The sequence below is a fragment of the Aeromonas sp. 9A genome, assembly GCF_963900955.1.
Classification (GTDB): domain Bacteria; phylum Pseudomonadota; class Gammaproteobacteria; order Enterobacterales; family Aeromonadaceae; genus Aeromonas; species Aeromonas salmonicida.
The window spans coordinates 2,778,602-2,795,593 of the sequence record NZ_CAWRFG010000001.1 but is presented as its reverse complement, the minus strand read 5'-3'; the positions used below and the strand labels follow the sequence as shown (position 1 = coordinate 2,795,593).

The 16,992-nt window shown below is 59.9% G+C and carries 16 protein-coding genes; 7 read left to right on the top strand and 9 right to left on the bottom strand.

What is annotated here, in order from left to right; translation table 11 throughout:
• Positions 1 to 127 precede the first annotated feature (127 nt).
• Entirely contained in the window at positions 128 to 652 is a 525-nt protein-coding gene (gene smrB, locus AACX78_RS12970) for an endonuclease SmrB (protein WP_159166436.1), read from the bottom strand.
• 82 nt (positions 653 to 734) lie between these two features.
• Between smrB and prmB the strand changes: the two genes are divergently transcribed.
• A complete protein-coding gene (prmB, locus tag AACX78_RS12965; RefSeq protein ID WP_021140550.1) occupies positions 735 to 1,670 on the top strand; it encodes a 50S ribosomal protein L3 N(5)-glutamine methyltransferase in 936 nt (311 codons plus the stop codon).
• Positions 1,671 to 1,682: 12 nt separating this feature from the next.
• The gene (aroC, locus tag AACX78_RS12960) at positions 1,683 to 2,771 is read left to right on the top strand and encodes a chorismate synthase (protein WP_021140549.1); all 1,089 of its coding nucleotides are present in this window, start codon (positions 1,683 to 1,685) and stop codon (positions 2,769 to 2,771) included.
• Positions 2,772 to 2,892: 121 nt separating this feature from the next.
• Here the strand turns inward: aroC and AACX78_RS12955 are convergent, their stop codons facing one another.
• Positions 2,893 to 3,735, bottom strand: coding sequence for a substrate-binding periplasmic protein (locus AACX78_RS12955; RefSeq protein WP_099993300.1), 843 nt, complete (start codon positions 3,733 to 3,735; stop codon positions 2,893 to 2,895).
• 323 nt (positions 3,736 to 4,058) lie between these two features.
• Here AACX78_RS12955 and AACX78_RS12950 point away from each other — a divergent pair, with 323 nt between their 5' ends.
• Positions 4,059 to 5,462, top strand: coding sequence for a DEAD/DEAH box helicase (locus AACX78_RS12950; RefSeq protein ID WP_058393941.1), 1,404 nt, complete (start codon positions 4,059 to 4,061; stop codon positions 5,460 to 5,462).
• A 112-nt stretch (positions 5,463 to 5,574) separates the two neighbouring features.
• Here the strand turns inward: AACX78_RS12950 and AACX78_RS12945 are convergent, their stop codons facing one another.
• The 4 genes from AACX78_RS12945 to cra all read right to left on the bottom strand — a co-directional run bounded on the left by AACX78_RS12945 (position 5,575) and on the right by cra (position 9,448).
• Complete coding sequence (locus AACX78_RS12945; protein WP_159166435.1) at positions 5,575 to 6,264, bottom strand: RES family NAD+ phosphorylase; 690 nt, start codon at positions 6,262 to 6,264, stop codon at positions 5,575 to 5,577.
• Positions 6,264 to 6,668, bottom strand: a complete 405-nt coding sequence (locus AACX78_RS12940) for an MbcA/ParS/Xre antitoxin family protein (RefSeq protein ID WP_125606624.1) — start codon at positions 6,666 to 6,668, stop codon at positions 6,264 to 6,266. The genes AACX78_RS12945 and AACX78_RS12940 overlap by 1 nt, the downstream gene beginning before the upstream one ends.
• 266 nt (positions 6,669 to 6,934) lie before the next feature.
• A complete protein-coding gene (locus AACX78_RS12935) occupies positions 6,935 to 8,128 on the bottom strand; it encodes an aromatic amino acid transport family protein (protein ID WP_099993298.1) in 1,194 nt (397 codons plus the stop codon).
• A 333-nt stretch (positions 8,129 to 8,461) separates the two neighbouring features.
• A complete protein-coding gene (cra, locus tag AACX78_RS12930; protein WP_201302847.1) occupies positions 8,462 to 9,448 on the bottom strand; it encodes a catabolite repressor/activator in 987 nt (328 codons plus the stop codon).
• 307 nt (positions 9,449 to 9,755) lie between these two features.
• On the opposite strand from cra, the gene fruB reads away from it, so the two are divergent.
• Genes fruB through fruA form a run of 3 tightly spaced genes read left to right on the top strand, consistent with a single transcriptional unit; the run spans position 9,756 to position 13,572 of the window.
• Positions 9,756 to 10,856: a fused PTS fructose transporter subunit IIA/HPr protein gene (gene fruB / locus AACX78_RS12925; protein ID WP_159166434.1), complete on the top strand. Its 1,101-nt coding sequence runs from the start codon at positions 9,756 to 9,758 to the stop codon at positions 10,854 to 10,856.
• Positions 10,856 to 11,851 carry a 1-phosphofructokinase gene (pfkB, locus tag AACX78_RS12920; protein ID WP_159166433.1) on the top strand — a complete coding sequence of 332 codons (996 nt, stop codon included), beginning with the start codon at positions 10,856 to 10,858 and terminating at the stop codon, positions 11,849 to 11,851. Before fruB ends, pfkB begins: the two co-directional genes overlap by 1 nt.
• A complete protein-coding gene (gene fruA / locus AACX78_RS12915) occupies positions 11,848 to 13,572 on the top strand; it encodes a PTS fructose transporter subunit IIBC (protein ID WP_159166432.1) in 1,725 nt (574 codons plus the stop codon). Before pfkB ends, fruA begins: the two co-directional genes overlap by 4 nt.
• Positions 13,573 to 13,671: 99 nt before the next feature.
• On the opposite strand, the gene AACX78_RS12910 is transcribed toward fruA, so the two are convergent.
• On the bottom strand, positions 13,672 to 13,923 hold the full coding sequence (locus AACX78_RS12910) for a DUF1289 domain-containing protein (RefSeq protein ID WP_005315494.1): 252 nt from the start codon (positions 13,921 to 13,923) through the stop codon (positions 13,672 to 13,674).
• A gap of 150 nt (positions 13,924 to 14,073) precedes the next feature.
• Between AACX78_RS12910 and mltA the strand changes: the two genes are divergently transcribed.
• Positions 14,074 to 15,225 carry a murein transglycosylase A gene (mltA, locus tag AACX78_RS12905; protein ID WP_159166431.1) on the top strand — a complete coding sequence of 384 codons (1,152 nt, stop codon included), beginning with the start codon at positions 14,074 to 14,076 and terminating at the stop codon, positions 15,223 to 15,225.
• 186 nt (positions 15,226 to 15,411) lie between these two features.
• Here the strand turns inward: mltA and yfaE are convergent, their stop codons facing one another.
• Together yfaE and nrdB are read right to left on the bottom strand one after the other, a co-directional pair.
• Entirely contained in the window at positions 15,412 to 15,732 is a 321-nt protein-coding gene (gene yfaE / locus AACX78_RS12900) for a class I ribonucleotide reductase maintenance protein YfaE (protein ID WP_059112689.1), read from the bottom strand.
• Positions 15,733 to 15,808: 76 nt separating this feature from the next.
• Positions 15,809 to 16,942 carry a class Ia ribonucleoside-diphosphate reductase subunit beta gene (gene nrdB / locus AACX78_RS12895; RefSeq protein WP_021140537.1) on the bottom strand — a complete coding sequence of 378 codons (1,134 nt, stop codon included), beginning with the start codon at positions 16,940 to 16,942 and terminating at the stop codon, positions 15,809 to 15,811.
• Between the last annotated feature and the right edge of the window lie 50 nt (positions 16,943 to 16,992).

Sequence of the window (16,992 nt, the reverse complement as noted above, 5' to 3'; positions counted from 1 at the left end):
GATATTCAGTATAGTGCTGCCGATTTACTCGTTGCGGGAGGCATATGGAGCTTTGATGTGAAGGTGGAGGCCGGGTGCCTTGCTGACGTCACCAAGACGGCAACGGCAGCTCGTCGAGAAGCGAGCGCTATTCCTCTATGTCCAGCAGCACCAGGATGGCGCTGTCGCCGCCCCATTCACGGGGGGCCTGATGGAAGGCGCGCACATTGGGGTGCTGGGCCAGCCAGCTCGGGATCCGCTGCTTGAGGATGTGTTTGCCGATGCCGTGCATCACGGAGGCGACATGGATGTTCTCTTTCTGGCAGAGGGTGAGCAGGGCGGCCAGCTCCTGTTTTGCCTGATTCTGGTTCATGCCGTGCAGATCCAGATAAATCTCCGGCGGATAGATGCCGCGTTTGAGCTTTTTCAGCTCGAATTTTGACACATCGTCACGCACGTAACGGGTCGGGCCATCCTCGTCGAGATGGGGCTGGTACTCGTCGCTGAAAAAGTGGCCAATCCCAAGCTTTTCGCGGCTTTCCCGCAGTTCGCGTTTCTGCTTGACCGGGCGCAGGTCGGCCCTTATGGTATCTTGCTTAATTTTCCGGGTACCTTTGACAGCATCGCGAAACAGCAGGCTTTCCTCGATCGTCGGTGAGGGCGTTTTTTTCATCAGAGGCTCATTTGTCAGGTATGCGTCTTGCCCGCTATACAGTGGGTGCTCGGGCCGGATATTACTCGACTTGGAGGTGGATTTGGACAAGATATTTATCGATGAGGTGGTTGCCGAGATGCACACCATCCAGGACATGTTGCGCTGGGCCATGAGTCGTTTCAACGACGCCGGGATCTTCTACGGACATGGTACGGACAACGCCTGGGATGAGGCCGTGCAGCTGGTACTGCCCGCGCTACATCTGCCGCCTGACGTGGATCCGGGCATGCGCCACTCCCGTCTGACCACCAGCGAGCGCCATCGCATCGCCGAACTCATCATTCGCCGCGTGCAAGAACGCGTGCCAGCCGCCTACCTGACCAACAAGGCCTGGTATGCCGGTTGGGAGTTCTACGTGGACGAGCGGGTACTCATTCCCCGTTCGCCGATTGCCGAGATGGTGGCCAACCGCTTCGCCCCCTTCCTCAAGCATGAACCGACCCGGATCATGGATCTCTGTACCGGTTCAGGTTGCATCGCCATCATCATGGCCCACGAATTTCCGGATGCGGAAGTGGACGCCATCGACATCAGCGTGGATGCGCTGAACGTGGCCGAGCGCAACATCACCGATCACGGTCTGGAGCAGCAGGTCATTCCGATCCGCTCCGATTTGATGCGCGATCTGCCGGCGGGTGACAAATACGATCTCATCGTCTCCAACCCGCCCTATGTGGACTCCGAAGACATGTCGGACTTGCCACAGGAGTTTCGTCACGAGCCGGAACTGGCGCTGGCTTCAGGTTCCGACGGCCTCAAGCTCACCAAGCGTCTGCTGGCCAATGCCGCCGACTTCCTCAAGGATGACGGTGTGCTGGTGGTCGAGGTGGGCAACAGCATGATCCACCTGGAAGCCCAGTTCCCGGAAGTACCCTTTACCTGGGTCGAGTTCGAGAACGGCGGTCACGGCGTGTTCGTGATGACCAAGGCGGAACTGGAGCAGTACCAGGATCATTTCGCGATTTACAAGAGCTAAGCAGGAGCACTCATGGCAGGGAACAGTTTTGGCCAACTCTTTCGGGTCACTACCTTTGGCGAGAGCCATGGCCTGGCGCTGGGCGCCGTGGTCGATGGTTGCCCGCCCGGACTCGAGATAAGCGAAGCGGATCTGCAGATAGACCTGGATCGGCGCAAGCCGGGTACTTCCCGCTACACCACGCCGCGGCGCGAGCCGGATGAGGTGAAGATCCTCTCCGGTGTGTTCGAGGGAAGGACCACGGGAACCTCCATCGGGCTGCTTATCGAGAATACCGATCAGCGTTCCAAGGATTACTCCGACATCAAGGACGTATTTCGTCCGGGCCATGCGGATTACACCTATCACCAGAAATATGGCCAGCGGGATTATCGGGGGGGCGGTCGCTCCTCCGCCCGTGAAACCGCCATGCGGGTGGCGGCGGGTGCCATTGCCAAGAAGTACCTCAAGCAGATGCATGGCATCGAGATCACCGGCTTTCTCTCCCAGCTCGGTCCCATCAAGGCGGAAGGCTTTGACGCGGCGCAAATTGAGCAGAACCCCTTCTTCTTCCCCGATGCGGGCAAGCTGGAGGCGCTCGATCAGTACATGCGCGATCTGAAAAAAGAGGGCAACAGTGTCGGTGCCAAGGTCCAGGTCATTGCGACCAAGGTGCCTGTGGGCCTCGGCGAGCCAGTCTTCGATCGCCTTGACGCCGACATCGCCCACGCCATGATGGGCATCAATGCGGTGAAAGGGGTGGAGATAGGCGACGGTTTCGCGGTGGTGGAGCAAAAAGGCTCCGAACATCGCGACGAGATGACCCCGGCCGGCTTTGCCAGCAACCATGCGGGTGGCATTCTGGGCGGTATCTCGTCGGGTCAGGATATCGTGGTGAGCATGGCGCTCAAGCCTACCTCCAGCATTACAGTGCCGGGCAAGACCATCAATACCGAAGGTGAAGCCATCGAGATGATCACCAAGGGGCGCCACGATCCCTGTGTTGGCATTCGCGCCGTGCCCATCGCCGAAGCCATGCTGGCGCTGGTGTTGATGGATCACCTGCTGCGCCATCGTGCCCAGAATCAGGGTGTGCTGACCCAGACGCCGCAACTGCGCTGATCGATTTTTCGAATGCCCGGCTGATCCCGGTGCACGATCAAGAAGCACTGTCAATAACAGAGCAAGAAGGCGACCTCAAGGTCGCCTTCTTTATTGGTTTGCGTTTAATGCTTCGGGACTGTCAGCCTGGCTGGGGTTGTGCAGATGCTGGTCGAGACATTACCTCACCCTCTGGATTGCCAAAGCGACAGGGAGGCGGGGCAAAGCGAATGTTTGGCGGGGGCAGGGTGGCGATGGCCTCATTGACTCGAGCTATCTCGGCCTCGCTTACTGCCTCTTTGGCAAACATCAGGCTGACTGGCTGGTGGTGCAGCAACAACTGACAGCTGATAACCTTTTCGGCCCCCAGCTGTGTCAGGCGATAGCGTGCGTATTGCCACTCCATGATGACCCCGTCCAGACGGCGGGCCAGCAACAGATCGATCAACCTGTCGTCGGCGTTGTATTCGGTGGCGCTCTTGAGGGCTGGGCAGTCCTCCATCTGCTGGGTTGGGCGTGTGCCGCGCAGCTTGCCCAGGCGTAGTGCTGTCTGCTGGCACAAGTCGGGGAGGCTTTGGATACGCAGCCAGGGATTGGCATGGCCCGGTATGGGGTTGTTGCTCAAGAGCACGAAGGTGCTGCGCCGGTAGGGGACAGAGAAACGCGCGAACTGGCGTCGCTCCGGCGTATCGAGTGCTCCCATGGCCAAGTCCAGCTGTTGCAGCTCGATGAGATGCAGGGCGCGGGCCCAGGGCAGATTGCGAAAACGCGTCTCCAGCCCCGCTTGCCTGAGGATCTGGCGGGTCAGGGTGACGTCCAGCCCATCCAGAGTGCCTTGTGGATTGATGTAACTAAAAGGGGGCCAATGATTCCAGGCGACCGTCAAAGTGGGCTTGGCGCCAAGGGGCAGACTTGCCCCCAGCGCGATGATCAGCAGGGCAGCGGGTCGCCATGTCCTGTGGATGCGTGTGATATGAACTGCCATGAGCCTGAACCTCCTTGTTCCGGGACTGAGATGATGGTCGCATCTTATCTGGCATCCAGCATAGCTTGATTCGAATGAGTTCTGAGGTGGGCGGGCTGAATAGGACGCTGACCCACTTTTTGGGTTTGTGCTGGGATGAATATCACATTTTTCTCGTTTATCCACAGCAACTCCGTTAGACTGCGCCTCTATTTTTTCCCCTTTGCTCTGCTCCCCGGGGAAATCGTTGTTTTCTCAATAGGCCCAGTTCTTGTGAGATGGCATCGGCTCAGCAGAGGAGCCCCACCACAAATCCCCGGCGCCACTATCCCTAGCAGGTAATTATGAGTTTTTCTTCCCTCGGTCTGGCCGAACCCTTGTTGCGTGCCGTTGCCGAGCAAGGCTACGACACCCCGTCTCCCATTCAGCTGCAAGCGATCCCCGCCGTTCTGGCTGGCCGCGACCTGATGGCGGCGGCCCAAACAGGGACTGGCAAGACCGCAGGCTTTACCCTGCCGATGCTGCAGCGTCTGATGGAGAGCAAGCGCAAGGTTTCTCCGAACCGTATTCGCGCTCTGGTACTGACCCCGACCCGTGAGCTGGCTGCCCAGGTGGGCGAGAGCGTGCGCAATTACGGCAAGCATTTGCCGATGCGCAGCCATGTGGTGTTTGGCGGCGTCAGCATCAATCCGCAGATGATGGCGACTCGCCGTGGTCTGGACGTGCTGGTGGCCTGCCCGGGCCGCCTGATGGACCTCTACAACCAGAATGCCGTCAAGTTCGACGAAGTCGAAATACTGGTGCTGGACGAAGCGGATCGCATGCTCGACATGGGCTTTATCCGCGATATCCGCAAGATCTTGGCCCTGATGCCCAAGCAGCGTCAGAACCTGCTCTTCTCCGCCACCTTCGCTGAAGAGATCCGCGAGCTGGCCACCGGCCTGCTCAACAATCCGGCCGTGATCGAAGTGGCGCCGCGCAACAGCACGGCCGAGCGTATCGAGCAGCTGGTACATCCGTGTGACAAGGCCAACAAGATAGGTCTGCTGAGCCATCTGGTCACCAGCAATGACTGGCAGCAGGTACTGGTCTTCACCCGTACCAAGCACATGGCCAACCGTGTTGCCGAGACCCTCGACAAGAACGGCGTCAGCGCCGCCGCCATCCACGGCAACAAGAGCCAGGGTGCCCGTACCCGTGCCCTGGCCGGTTTCAAGGATGGCAACGTCAAGGTGCTGGTGGCGACCGACATCGCTGCCCGCGGTCTGGACATCGACAAGTTGCCGCAAGTGGTCAACTTCGAGCTGCCCAACGTGGCGGAAGACTATGTTCACCGTATCGGCCGTACCGGTCGTGCCGGTGCTGCCGGTCATGCCATCTCCCTGGTTGCTGCCGATGAAGGCAAGCTTATCAAGGCGATCGAGCGTCTGACCAAGCAGAACATACCGTGCGAGCAGGTGGCCGGTTTTGAAGCCTCCCGCGAAACCCTGGACAACATTGCCCGTGGTATCGGCGCGCCCCTGCGCAAAGAGCCTCGTGACCCGAGCGAGCCGCGCCGTGCTGCGCCACGTCCGCAAGGTCAAGGCCAGCGTCAGGGCGCAGGTCGCTCTGCCAATGGTGGCAACGCTGGTGGTGCTCGCACCGGCAACAGTGGCAAGCCCAAACCGCAAGGTGCGCAGCGTCCGGTTGATGCTGCTGGCAAACCGGCCCAGGCTCGTCGCCCCCGTCGCGCTACCCACAACCAGTAAGCAGGTGAGGGGATACCCTCACGCTGCATCGGTTGATGTAAAAAGCCCTGCCAATCCGGCAGGGCTTTTGTCATTTCTGGCGGGCAGTTTATTGCCGCGTTTCGTCTCGATATCACTCCCCATACAGCTTGATCTCCAGCACATTGGCGATGGCACTGCCATTCCAGTGGTACTCCAGATGCTGGGCCTGATGGATCCGGGTAATGAGACAGGGGCGGTAGAGTACATGGCAATTGTGGCCGCTGTGACGCACCGAGCGGTAGTGGATGCCATCCACCCCCCGGGTTTTCTGCTCCAGGGCAAAGACTTGAGACTGGCTATAGCTGGTGGCGTGATAGAGAGGGGTGGAGAGAAATGCGTCCCCTGTGATATCGACCAGGTTGGCACTGAACTCGGCACAGAGCACCCGCATCTGCACTTTCTGGGCAGGTTCTCCGGTGTAGCCGAAGATCCGCTCCTGATGGTAGACAGTCTCCTTGACGGCGGTATCGAGCAGAGGTGCACAGTAATAGCCACCGAAATCGCCCGTGGTAAAACGGGCCCCTTCCGGATTGACATGGGTAAAGGCGGCCATCACATAGCTGCCCCCGTGCAAGCCCACCAGCCAATCGGCCCTGGGGACGCGAGACAAGTCTCCCGCCTCCTCCCGCAACCTGTCGTTGGTCAGTGCCTCCATGGCCCATACCGCCTCCAGTTCGTCCGCATTGGCCACATCTTCATAGACACAGATAGTGGGGTAGCGGCTCGGAATGATCCGGTAGGCCCGCTCTCCCTTGAATGAGATCAGTGGCGGCTCCTGCATCAGGCCATACCCCCGCGCCAGGCGTGCAATCGGGTCGCCACTTCATAGAGATCGGCCACCCGGCCACCCTTCATGATTTCCATCGCGCTGCGACCGGCAAAGAAGGGGTGGCTGTTGGGCTTGCGTACCCAGCCATAGATGCTGTCATCGGCGCTGAACAGTACCCTCAGGCTCTTGTGGATGTTGAGGAGGTAGCTCATTCGCTCCTGCATATCCACGCTGAGGCGGATCCCGCCGTTTGACTCCTTGTATTTGTTCAATGTTGAACGAGATGAAATGCCGAGCAGTGTCAGTTGTTCATCTGTGTTGCACTGCCACTTGTCCAGGATGCGGAATACCACAGGCAGCGCCTTGCTGGGGTCTATGGCGCCGTCTTTCATTGCTTTTTGTGCTGTTGCGGCCATATCTCCTCCTTGTATTGTTCACGCCGGATAAGAGGGCGTGGAGGGTTAATCTGCACTCAGTGTAGAAGACTTGTACATATATGTACACGCTTGCGTGACTAGTGATGAATATGTACATCGATGTCTGTGCTGAAGAGAGCGGCATGACGGGGCTAAGTGATACCGACCACGATAAGGAGTCATCATTGGGTTTTACTGTACTCCTGCTGGCAAAAAGCCCCGCCAACGGGGTTGGCAGGGCTTTCGTTATCCATCATGGGTGAGGGTTACAGAGCTGGCAGTAATCCCAGGCTGACACTCACCTGTACACCGACGATCAGCACCCCCATGGCACCGGCAAGGCCCAGGGCCAGTACGCCACCCGGGGCGCGGTAGTGGTGCGCCTCTGCCTGCTTGCGGCTCTGCCACACCAGGGTGACCGGCAGCAGTACCGCGAGGATCGCCAGTGCAATGGCGGCGTAGCCCAGCGCCATTATGAAGCCTTGCGGGAAGTAGAGGGCAAACAACAGGGGCGGCACGAAGGTGATAAGTCCGGTCTGGCTGCGGCCCTGCCAGTTGTCCTTGCGACGAGTCACTTTGGCCATGAAATCAAACAGCCCAAGGGTCACGCCGAGGAAAGAGGTCGCCAACGCCAGATCGGCAAACAGGTGCATTGCCTGATTGAACGCAGGCCAGCTCACCAGATTGCCGACGCTGGCCAGGAGGCTATCCAGCGCCCCGCCGCTCTGGATCAGGGTCTGCTGACCGAGCAGCCCCAAAATGGCCACTTGCCACAGCACATAGAGGATGAGCGGCAGGGCGGAGCCCCACACAAAGACCCGGCGCAGCTGCTTGGGGCAATCCCCCAGATAGAGCATGACGCTCGGGATGGAGCCGTGAAAGCCGAACGAGGTGAAGATGACGGGCAAGCCTGCCAGCAGCAACCCCTGGCCGAGCGGCAGGGAGAGCAGGTGCTGCCCTTCTGCGCGGGGCAGCAGCAGCCCCAGTACCGCCACCATGATCACCAGTTTGACGGCGAACATCAGTCGATTGAGGTAATCCACCGAGCGGGTACCGACGCAGACCATGCCACCGAACAGCAAGGTAAAGGCCCAGGCAGCCTGCTCCTGGCTAATGGTCATGCCCGCATCGGCCAGCGCCTGGGCCAGCAGGCTGCTGCCGCCACTGATGTAGGCGGAGGCCAGGGAGTAAAACAGCATCAGGATACAAAAAGAGGCGATGCCCTTGCCCCAGGGGCCGAGCAGGTGATCCGCCAGCTGGTGCAGGTACCATTTGCCGGTGTTGAGGCTGGCTTCGACCTGCAACATGGCGGTGAAGGCCATCAGGGCCCAGAGCCCTATCATCAGCAGCAAAGTGGCAGGGCCGCCCAGAGATGAGGAGGCCAGCGGCAGGGCCAGCATGCCGGCGCCTATGGTGGTGCCGGCAATCAACAGGGTACAACCCAGGGTTTTGGTGTTCATTGTGTCCATCCGGATCGAGAAACTGCGTGTTCAAAAAGAGTGAAAGTGGCGGTGTCATCAAGACGCCTCCGGGGTTGAAACCGGAGGCTAGCAATATCGGAGTGGACGCATCGTTACGAAAAACCCGTTGGTTGTAAAAGTTGGTTGCCAAGTTAACGGATCAAAATAGTGGAAACAAGCCTGTAAAGTCGGATTTTGTACTGAAAGGGCGCAATAGGTGGAAATAAAAGATGACAGCACTATGTGCCGGGGAGTGAAAAGGGCTGGCAAGCCAATGGATGTAAAACGCGCTGGCGAAGATGGCGGTCGCCGCCAGCGCGTGAGGGGGGCTGCTTAGCGACGACGCTTGAGGGTCCGGCTTATGTAGTGCAGCCCGCATTGGTACTCGCCATTGATGGCCTTGAGGGCGAGCTCCAGCGCCTGGCTGGCCAGTGCATCGTGTTGCTGGGGCAGGGAGTTGATGCCAAAGGGGAGGAAATCGAGCAGGCGATCGTCGCCGAAGGTGGCCATGGCGAGCTGGCTCATGTCGGTCTCTTGTTCCAGCAAATAATCCAGTACCCCCTCCATCAATATGTAGGAGGTGGCAACCAGCGCTTCGGGCAGCTGGCCGAGTTGATGATGAAGTTCCTTGAGCAGGCGATAGCCCTCGATGCGGGAGAAATGTGCTCCTTCGCACAGGTGGCGGGCCGTGGTGTGGCTGGCGACAGCCTGCTCGAAGCCCGCTTTTCGTTCCTGACTGATCGTGAGTTCTGGCAGCGCGGTGATCAAGGCGATGTGCTTGAGCGCCGGGGTGAGCAGGGAGGCGGTGAGATCAAAGCTCGCCTTCTGGTTTTCACTGGCGACGGTCACGAACTTGTCGGCGGCCATGGCCCGGTCGATGGCCAGCACATGGATGCCGCGCGCCTGCTGGCGTGGATAGAAGGGATCGTCCGGCGGCAGGCAACTGGCCACCAGCAGGGCATCCACATGGCGACTGGCCAGCATCTCGGCCAGTTCTTTCTCGGTGGCGGGTTCATCTTCCGAGCAGACGATCAGCAGCTGATAACCCTGGGCTCGGGCCCCCTGTTCGAGGCGCTTGGCGAGTTTGGCATAACTGGCGTTCTCGAGGTCGGGCAGAATAAAGCCGAGGGTCTTGGTCTGGCCGCCGCGCAGGGAGGCGGCGCGGCTGTCAGGTTGGTAGTTGTGGGCGGTCACCACCGCCATCACTTTGTCACGTGTTGCCTGACTGATGCGGTATTGATCGGCCTTGCCATTGATCACATAGCTGGCCGTGGTGCGCGAGACACCGGCGAGGGCGGCGATTTCATCCAGTTTCATCATATCGGCTCTGTTTGAGTTGCAAGGCCCACGGTCACTGCCAGGTGAGGGCACCGAAAAGTGTGCGCGGGATCATATCATTGAAAAGCACTCTTTGCGGGTACTTGATCAATTGGCTGAAACGATTCAGTCTGAGTGTAAGTGAAAGGATTCAGCTTGTCAGCAGGCAATCGATGTCCGGGTATAAAAATGCGATATCGCTCCGGCGGGATGCAATCCGGTCTATTGTCAGCAGGCAAATTACCCGAGTTTTCAATTGTATTGATCCGGTGAGCCGCACGGCCAGCCCGGAACCTGATGGAGAATATCTATGTTGAAGTTGGCACAGCAGCAGATTTTGCTGGGGCAGTCGGTGGCGACCAAGGCGGATGCCATCGCTCTGCTGGCAAGCAAACTGACCGAGGCCGGTCTGGTGGAAGCGGGTTATGTGGACGGCATGCTGGCGCGGGAAGCGCAGCACGCCACCTACCTTGGCAGCGGCATCGCCATTCCCCACGGCACCACGGATACCCGCCATCTGGTCAAGAGCACGGGTGTCATGGTGGCTCAGTTCCCCAAGGGAATCGAATGGGACGAGGGGCAGATCACCTATGTGGCCATCGGCATCGCCGCCAAATCCGACGAGCATCTGGGCATTTTGCGCCAGCTTACCCATGTGCTGGGTGACGAGCAGGCGGCAGCTGCGCTGAAAAATGCCACAGATGCCGACACCATCATCGCTATTCTGACCGGGGCCAGCGCGGCGAAAGAAGTGCAGTTCCTGACCCTGGCCGACTTCCCTGCAGACGATCGCGACCAGCTGCTGCTGGGCGCCGCCGCCCGCGCCAAATCCGCCGGTTGGGGGGAGGCCGCCATGGTCAGCTCCCTGCTGGCAAGTGACCCTGCCTATCTGGGGGAGGGCGTCTGGCTGGCCCGTACGCAAGCGGCCCAGACCGGCTGGGTGCTGGCAACCCCGAGTAGCGCACTCACCATGGGTGAACTGCCGGTCAGCACCTTGCTGCTGCTGTGCGCCAGCGATGCGAGCCATCTGCCACAGCTGGACAATCTGGCCAAGCTGGCCGCCGCAGGCCAACTTGCGACGCTGGCTGGCGCCGAGGGTCTTGCCATGTTGCAAGCAGGGCCGGCGAGCGGCCTGTCTGATACCTTCACCATCATCAACCCCCATGGCTTGCACGCCCGTCCGGGCGCCATGCTGGTCAAGGTGGCCAAGGAGTTCGAATCCGACATTCGTGTTGCCAACCTCGATGGCAGCGGTGAAGCCGTCTCCGCCAAGAGCCTGATGAAGGTGATCGGCCTTGGGGTCAAGTGCGGTCATCGCCTGGCATTTCGCGCAGAAGGGGCGGATGCCGAAGCGGCCCTCAAGGGCATTGGCGCCGCCATCGCCGCAGGCCTGGGTGAGGGGGCGCACTGATGGATATCGTCACCATCACCCTCAACCCGGCGCTGGATCTCACCACCCGCCTGGCCGCCATGGCCCTTGGCGAGGTGAACCTGGTGAGCGAAGCCAATTTGCGCGCCGCAGGCAAGGGGATCAACGTTGCCATGGTGCTCAAAGACTTGGGCCGCGACGTCGGGCTGACCGGTTGGCTCGGCGCTGACAATCAGCAGAGCTTTGTCTCGCTGTTTGCCGAGCGGGCCCTGGGTGATCACTTCGTGCGCGTGGCGGGCAATACCCGCATCAACGTCAAGATCTCCGAGCAATCTGGCAGGGTCACCGATCTCAACTTGCCGGGGCTCATCATTGACGAGCGTGAGGTTAAGGCCCTTGAGGCCGCGATTGACGAGTTGGCACCACAGGCAAACTGGTTTGTGCTGGCGGGCAGTCTGCCCAAAGGGGTGGCGCCTGATTATTGCGCCCGCCTCATTACCTTGCTCAAGGCCAAAGGCAAGCAGGTGATCTTCGATTGCAGCGGCGTGGCTCTGAAAGAGGGCATCAAGGCTGCACCGACCCTGATCAAGCCCAATCTGGAAGAGCTGAGCCAGTGGGCCGGTCGTCCCATCAAGACCTTGAATGAGCAGGCCGACTGTGCCCGCGCCCTGCAGGCCGCCGGGATCCCCCATGTGGTTATCTCCAACGGTGCCGATGGCCTCGTCTGGTTTGGTCCGGATGCCACCTGGCAGGCCATACCACCCCGTATGCAGGTCGTCAGTACCGTCGGTGCTGGCGACTCCCTGGTGGCGGGGCTGGCCCATGGCCTCAGTCTCGGCTGGGCGCCGGAGCAGACCTTGCGTCTGGCCACCGCCGTTTCGGCGCTGGCAGTCAGTCAGGTGGCAGTCGGTTTTAGCGATATGAACGTGTTGACACCCTTACTCGAGCAAGTGCGCGTGCAACGTCTGGATGACCTTGCCCCCGCTCAACTCAATACCCATTCCCCTTCAATGGAAAACTCAGGAGATGCCCAATGAAAGCAATCTTGGTCACGGCTTGCCCGGCGGGCATTGCCACCAGCTTTCTCGTTGCTAAACGGATAGAACAACAGGCCAAACTGGCGGGTTGGGAGCTCACACTCGATGTTGGCTCCAGCGTACAACCGCGCCAGATCCCCTCAAAAGAGCAGATTGCCGCCGCCGATCTGATCCTGGTGGTGGCAAGTGCCCCCGTGGATCTCGCCGCCTACGATGGCAAGCGTCTCTATCAGGGGAGCATGGATCTTGCCTTGCAGGATCCGGCTGCCGTGCTCGACGCTGCCGCCAGTGGTGCCAGTGTCTATCATCATCAGGCTGCGCCGGTCGCCACCGTCCAGCCGGCCTCGGCCAAACGCATAGTCGCAGTCACCGCCTGTCCGACCGGGGTGGCCCACACCTTCATGTCCGCCGAAGCGCTCGAGACCATGGCCAAGCAGCTGGGTTACCAGATCCGTGTCGAGACTCAAGGCTCGGTCGGTGCCCAGAATGCCCTGACCGCCGATGAAATCGCCGCTGCCGATCTGGTGTTCCTAGCCACCGACATCGAAGTGGACATGACCCGCTTTGATGGCAAGCAGGTGTATCGCACCAGTACCGGTGCTGCGCTGAAGAAGACCCGCGCCGAGCTCGACAAGGCGTGGCTGGAAGCCAAAGTCTATCGCCACAGCGGCGCCAGTCAGCCCAAGAAGGAGGAGAAGGCGGGCCCCTACAAGCACCTGCTGACCGGTGTCTCCTTCATGTTGCCCATGGTGGTGGCCGGTGGTCTCATCATTGCCATCTCCTTCATCTTTGGTATCGAAGCGTTCAAGGTGGAAGGCAGCCTGGCCGCCGCCTTGATGACGATCGGTGGTGCCTCAGCCTTCGCCCTGATGATCCCTGTGCTGGCCGGTTACATTGCCTACTCCATCGCCGATCGTCCGGGTCTGGCACCAGGCATGATTGGCGGTATGCTGGCAAGCTCCCTGGGCGCCGGTTTCCTCGGCGGTATCGTTGCCGGTTTCCTGGCCGGTTACAGTGCCAAGTACCTGAGCGACAAGGTGCGCCTGCCAGTGACTCTGGAAGCGCTCAAACCCATCCTCATCATCCCGTTGTTTGCCAGCCTGTTTACCGGTCTGGTGATGATCTACGTGGTGGGTGGTCCGGTTGCAGGCATCATGAGTGCCATGACAGAGTTCCTCAACAACATGGGCTCTGCCAACGCCGTGCTGCTGGGTGTCATCATAGGTGCCATGATGTGCTTCGACATGGGTGGTCCGGTCAACAAGGCGGCCTACGCCTTCGGTGTCGGCTTGCTCGCCTCCAAAACCTATGCCCCCATGGCTGCCGTGATGGCCGCCGGTATGGTACCGGCACTGGGGATGGGGATCGCCACCTTCCTGGCGCGCGCCAAGTTCATCAAGACGGAGCAGGAAGCAGGCAAGGCTTCCTTCGTACTGGGTCTGTGCTTCATCTCCGAGGGGGCCATTCCGTTTGCCGCCAAGGATCCGATGCGCGTCATCCCGGCCTGCATGGCGGGTGGTGCCCTGACTGGCGCGCTCTCCATGCTGTTCGGCTGCGAGCTGGTTGCACCTCACGGTGGTCTGTTCGTGCTCTTCATTCCTAACGCCATCAGCCATGTGTTCATGTACATACTGGCAATCGCCGCCGGTTCCCTGGTGACAGGGGTTGGCTACGCCATGCTCAAGCGCGGCGAAGAGCAGGCCAAACTGGCGACGACCTGACAACGTCAATGGTGTAAATGACAAGGCGACCTGCGGGTCGCCTTGTCTGTTTCTGATGGGGGTAAACAAGCGGAAGAAGAGGGCTAGCCCGTGGGCAAGTTAAAAATCCCAGCCGGACTGCGCTGGCTGGTTGGCTTGCTCAGCCTCTTGTGCCTTGCGGCGCGCGGCCTCAACCCGCGCCTTGCGGCCACGGCAAAGACGCATCACCTCCTGCTGCTGGGTCTGTGTCATGGTGAGCCAGTTGAAACGCTCCTCCCGATTGCGCAGGCAGCCCTTGCAGTAGCCCTTGTTGTTCACTTCGCATACCCCGATACAGGGGCTCTGTAGCGGGAAGATCTCGAGCTGTTCCATCCATGGCCTCTCACACCTTGTTACCTTGTTATAACCCAGAAGATCCCCTTTGGAGAAATCCGTCGCCAAGGGGGTGAAGGCGTTTGCTTTCCCCCAGCAAATTTGGCATCTTCCCCGCCAAGCATGAGGCTTGGTGTTATATGAGGACATATGAACAAACACGCGTACTGGCTGACCGCTGCCGTGCTGGGGCTGGCCGGTTGTGCAGGCAATCCAGAGCAGGCGCAGGTGCCCAAAAAGAAACCCGATGCCGGATGTTTTCTCAACTGCGAGGTGCCGGAAAACCTGGGCAAGCAGTATCTGGACGGTGCCCTGCCGGGCGATCTGGTGCGGGTAGAGCGCATCAACAGCCGCCAGCGTTCTGATTTCAGCAAGTTCGGCCCCCAGAGCCGGCTGGTGCTGGAGCGTTCCGGCAAGATGACCCGCCGTTATGGCGAGCTCTATCATCAGCTCTCCCGCTGGGTTGCCAATGGTGGCAATCCGGCCCATATCACCCAGTACGGCATCAGTCTGGCCCAGCTTGGCGGCGCCGATCGCATGGGCAACGTGCTGTTCACCGGTTATTACTCGCCTGTGCTGGAGGTGCGCCATCGCCCGGATGCCAAGTACAAGTACCCCATCTATGCCATGCCAAAATGTGGGGGCCGCTGCCCAAGCCGGGCCGATATCCATCGGGGGGCGTTGGCCAACCGTGGGCTGGAGCTGGGCTACAGCAAGTCTCTTATCGACAACTTCCTGATGGATGTGCAGGGCTCGGGCTTTGTGCATTATGGGGATGACGATCGGTTGCAATACCTGGGTTACAGCGGCAAGAACGGTCACGGCTATGTGAGCATAGGCCGGGTGCTGATCGACCGGGGCGAGGTACCCAAAGAGAAGATGTCGATGAAGGCCATCAAGGATTGGGCCAACGCCCAACCGGAGGAGCGCGTCAAGGAGCTGGTTGAGCAGAATCCCTCTTATGTCTTCTTCGAGCGTCGCCCCACCAATGACGTGATTGGTGCCGCCGGTATTCCGCTGTTGCCGCTGGCGGCCGTTGCGGCCGACAAGAGTTTGCTGCCGATGGGCACCCCCATCCTGGCGGAAGTGCCTTTGCTCGACAAGGCCGGCAACTGGACCGGCAAGCACCAGTTGCGGCTCTTGATCGCGCTGGATGTGGGTGGCGCCGTGAAGAAGGGGCACCTGGATCTTTACCACGGCATGGGTGAGAAGGCGGGTGTGGCGGCCGGTCACTACAAGCACTTTGGCCGGGTCTGGAAGCTGGGTCTGCACCATGGGCCGACCGCTGCGCCTTGGTTATAAGCGAAACAGGGCTTGTAATGGAATAAGGCGATTGTGGTGGGGGATGCCACTTTGCAGCTAACCCACACAAGACGCTGATGACCCTTTCCCTGCTCCTCCTTCGAGGGGCGGCGCCAAAGAAAAAAGCCGCCGGAGGCAATCCGGCGGCTTTTTTGTATGTGCTTATGCCCAGTCTGCCGAGGAGGCTCAACCCTTCGTCAGGTCCAGCCGGATGGCACCGACCGGTTTGCAGCAACAGGGCAGACATTCACCCGGGGAGACAAACGCCAGCGGCACATTGGGGTAGTGCACCGAGCCTGCCAGCAAGGGCGTGCGGCAGGCGCCGCAATAACCGCTGCGGCACTGGAATTCCAGCTGATGGCCGTGGCGCTCCAGGGTCTCCAACACGCTCTCGCCGGGATGGGCGAGCAGGGTGCCGTCACAGGTATGTACCAGCGGCGCCTGTGGTGCCTCCTGCTGCGTTGCAGGCTGCAGGGCAGGGGCCAAGGTGTTGGTTGCGTCACTCACAGTTCAACGTCACCTGATAAATTGTCTGCATCTAGGTTTCTGCCGGTCTGACCGAGCAGCATATCGGGTCGCTGACTTACAGCTCGAAATCGCCCAAGTCGTCTGCGTGTACTTCGCTGTCGATCTGGCCGACCAGATAAGAGCTCACTTCCACTTCCTGCGGGGCGACCTGCACGTTGTCAGACGACAGCCAGGTGTTGATCCAGGGGATCGGGTTTTGCTTTGCGCCGGCAAAGGCTGGCTGCAGACCGACCGCGTTCATGCGCAGGTTGGTGATGTACTCCACGTACTGACAGAGGATGTCTTTGTTCAGGCCGATCATGGAGCCGTCCTGGAACAGGTACTCGGCCCACTCTTTCTCCTGAATGGCGGCTTCCTTGAAGATCTCGAAGCAGGCCTGCTCGCACTCGGCGGCAATCTCGGCCATCTCGGGGTCATCCTGGCCGGTGCGCATCAGATTCAGCATGTGCTGGGTGCCGGTCAGGTGCAGCGCTTCGTCACGGGCGATCATCTTGATGATCTTGGCGTTGCCTTCCATCAATTCGCGCTCGGCGAAGGCAAAGGAGCAGGCGAAGCTGACGTAGAAGCGAATTGCCTCCAGGGCATTGACGCTCATCAGGCACAGATAGAGCTTCTTCTTCAGCTCGCGCAGTGTGATGGTGCGCATCTGTCCGGCGACGCTGTGGGTCCCTTCACCGTGCAGGTTGTAGAGCGCGGTCGCTTCAATCAGGTCATCGTAGAAGCAGCTGATGGAGCCTGCGCGTTTGAGGATCTGCTCGTTGGTCACTATGTCGTCAAACACCTGCCCCGGGTTGTTGACGATATTGCGAATGATGTGGGTGTAGGAGCGAGAGTGGATGGTCTCCGAGAAGGCCCAGGTCTCGATCCAGGTTTCCAGCTCCGGAATGGAGACCAGCGGCAGCAGCGCCACGTTCGGGCTGCGACCCTGGATGGAATCCAGCAGGGTCTGGTACTTCAGGTTGGAGATGAAGATGTGCTGCTCGTGGGGCGGCAGCGCCTGATAGTCGATGCGGTCGTGGGAGACATCCACCTCTTCCGGGCGCCAGAAGAAGGAGAGCTGCTTCTCGATCAGCCGTTCAAAGACTTCGTGTTTTTGTTGATCATAACGGGCCACATTGACCGATTGGCCAAAAAACATCGGCTCTTTGAGCTGGTCGTTTTGGGTTTGGCAGAAAGTTGAATAGGCCATGATTACCAGAATGTATTGAATGGATAAACAGGAGAGCGGGAGCTTGTCGC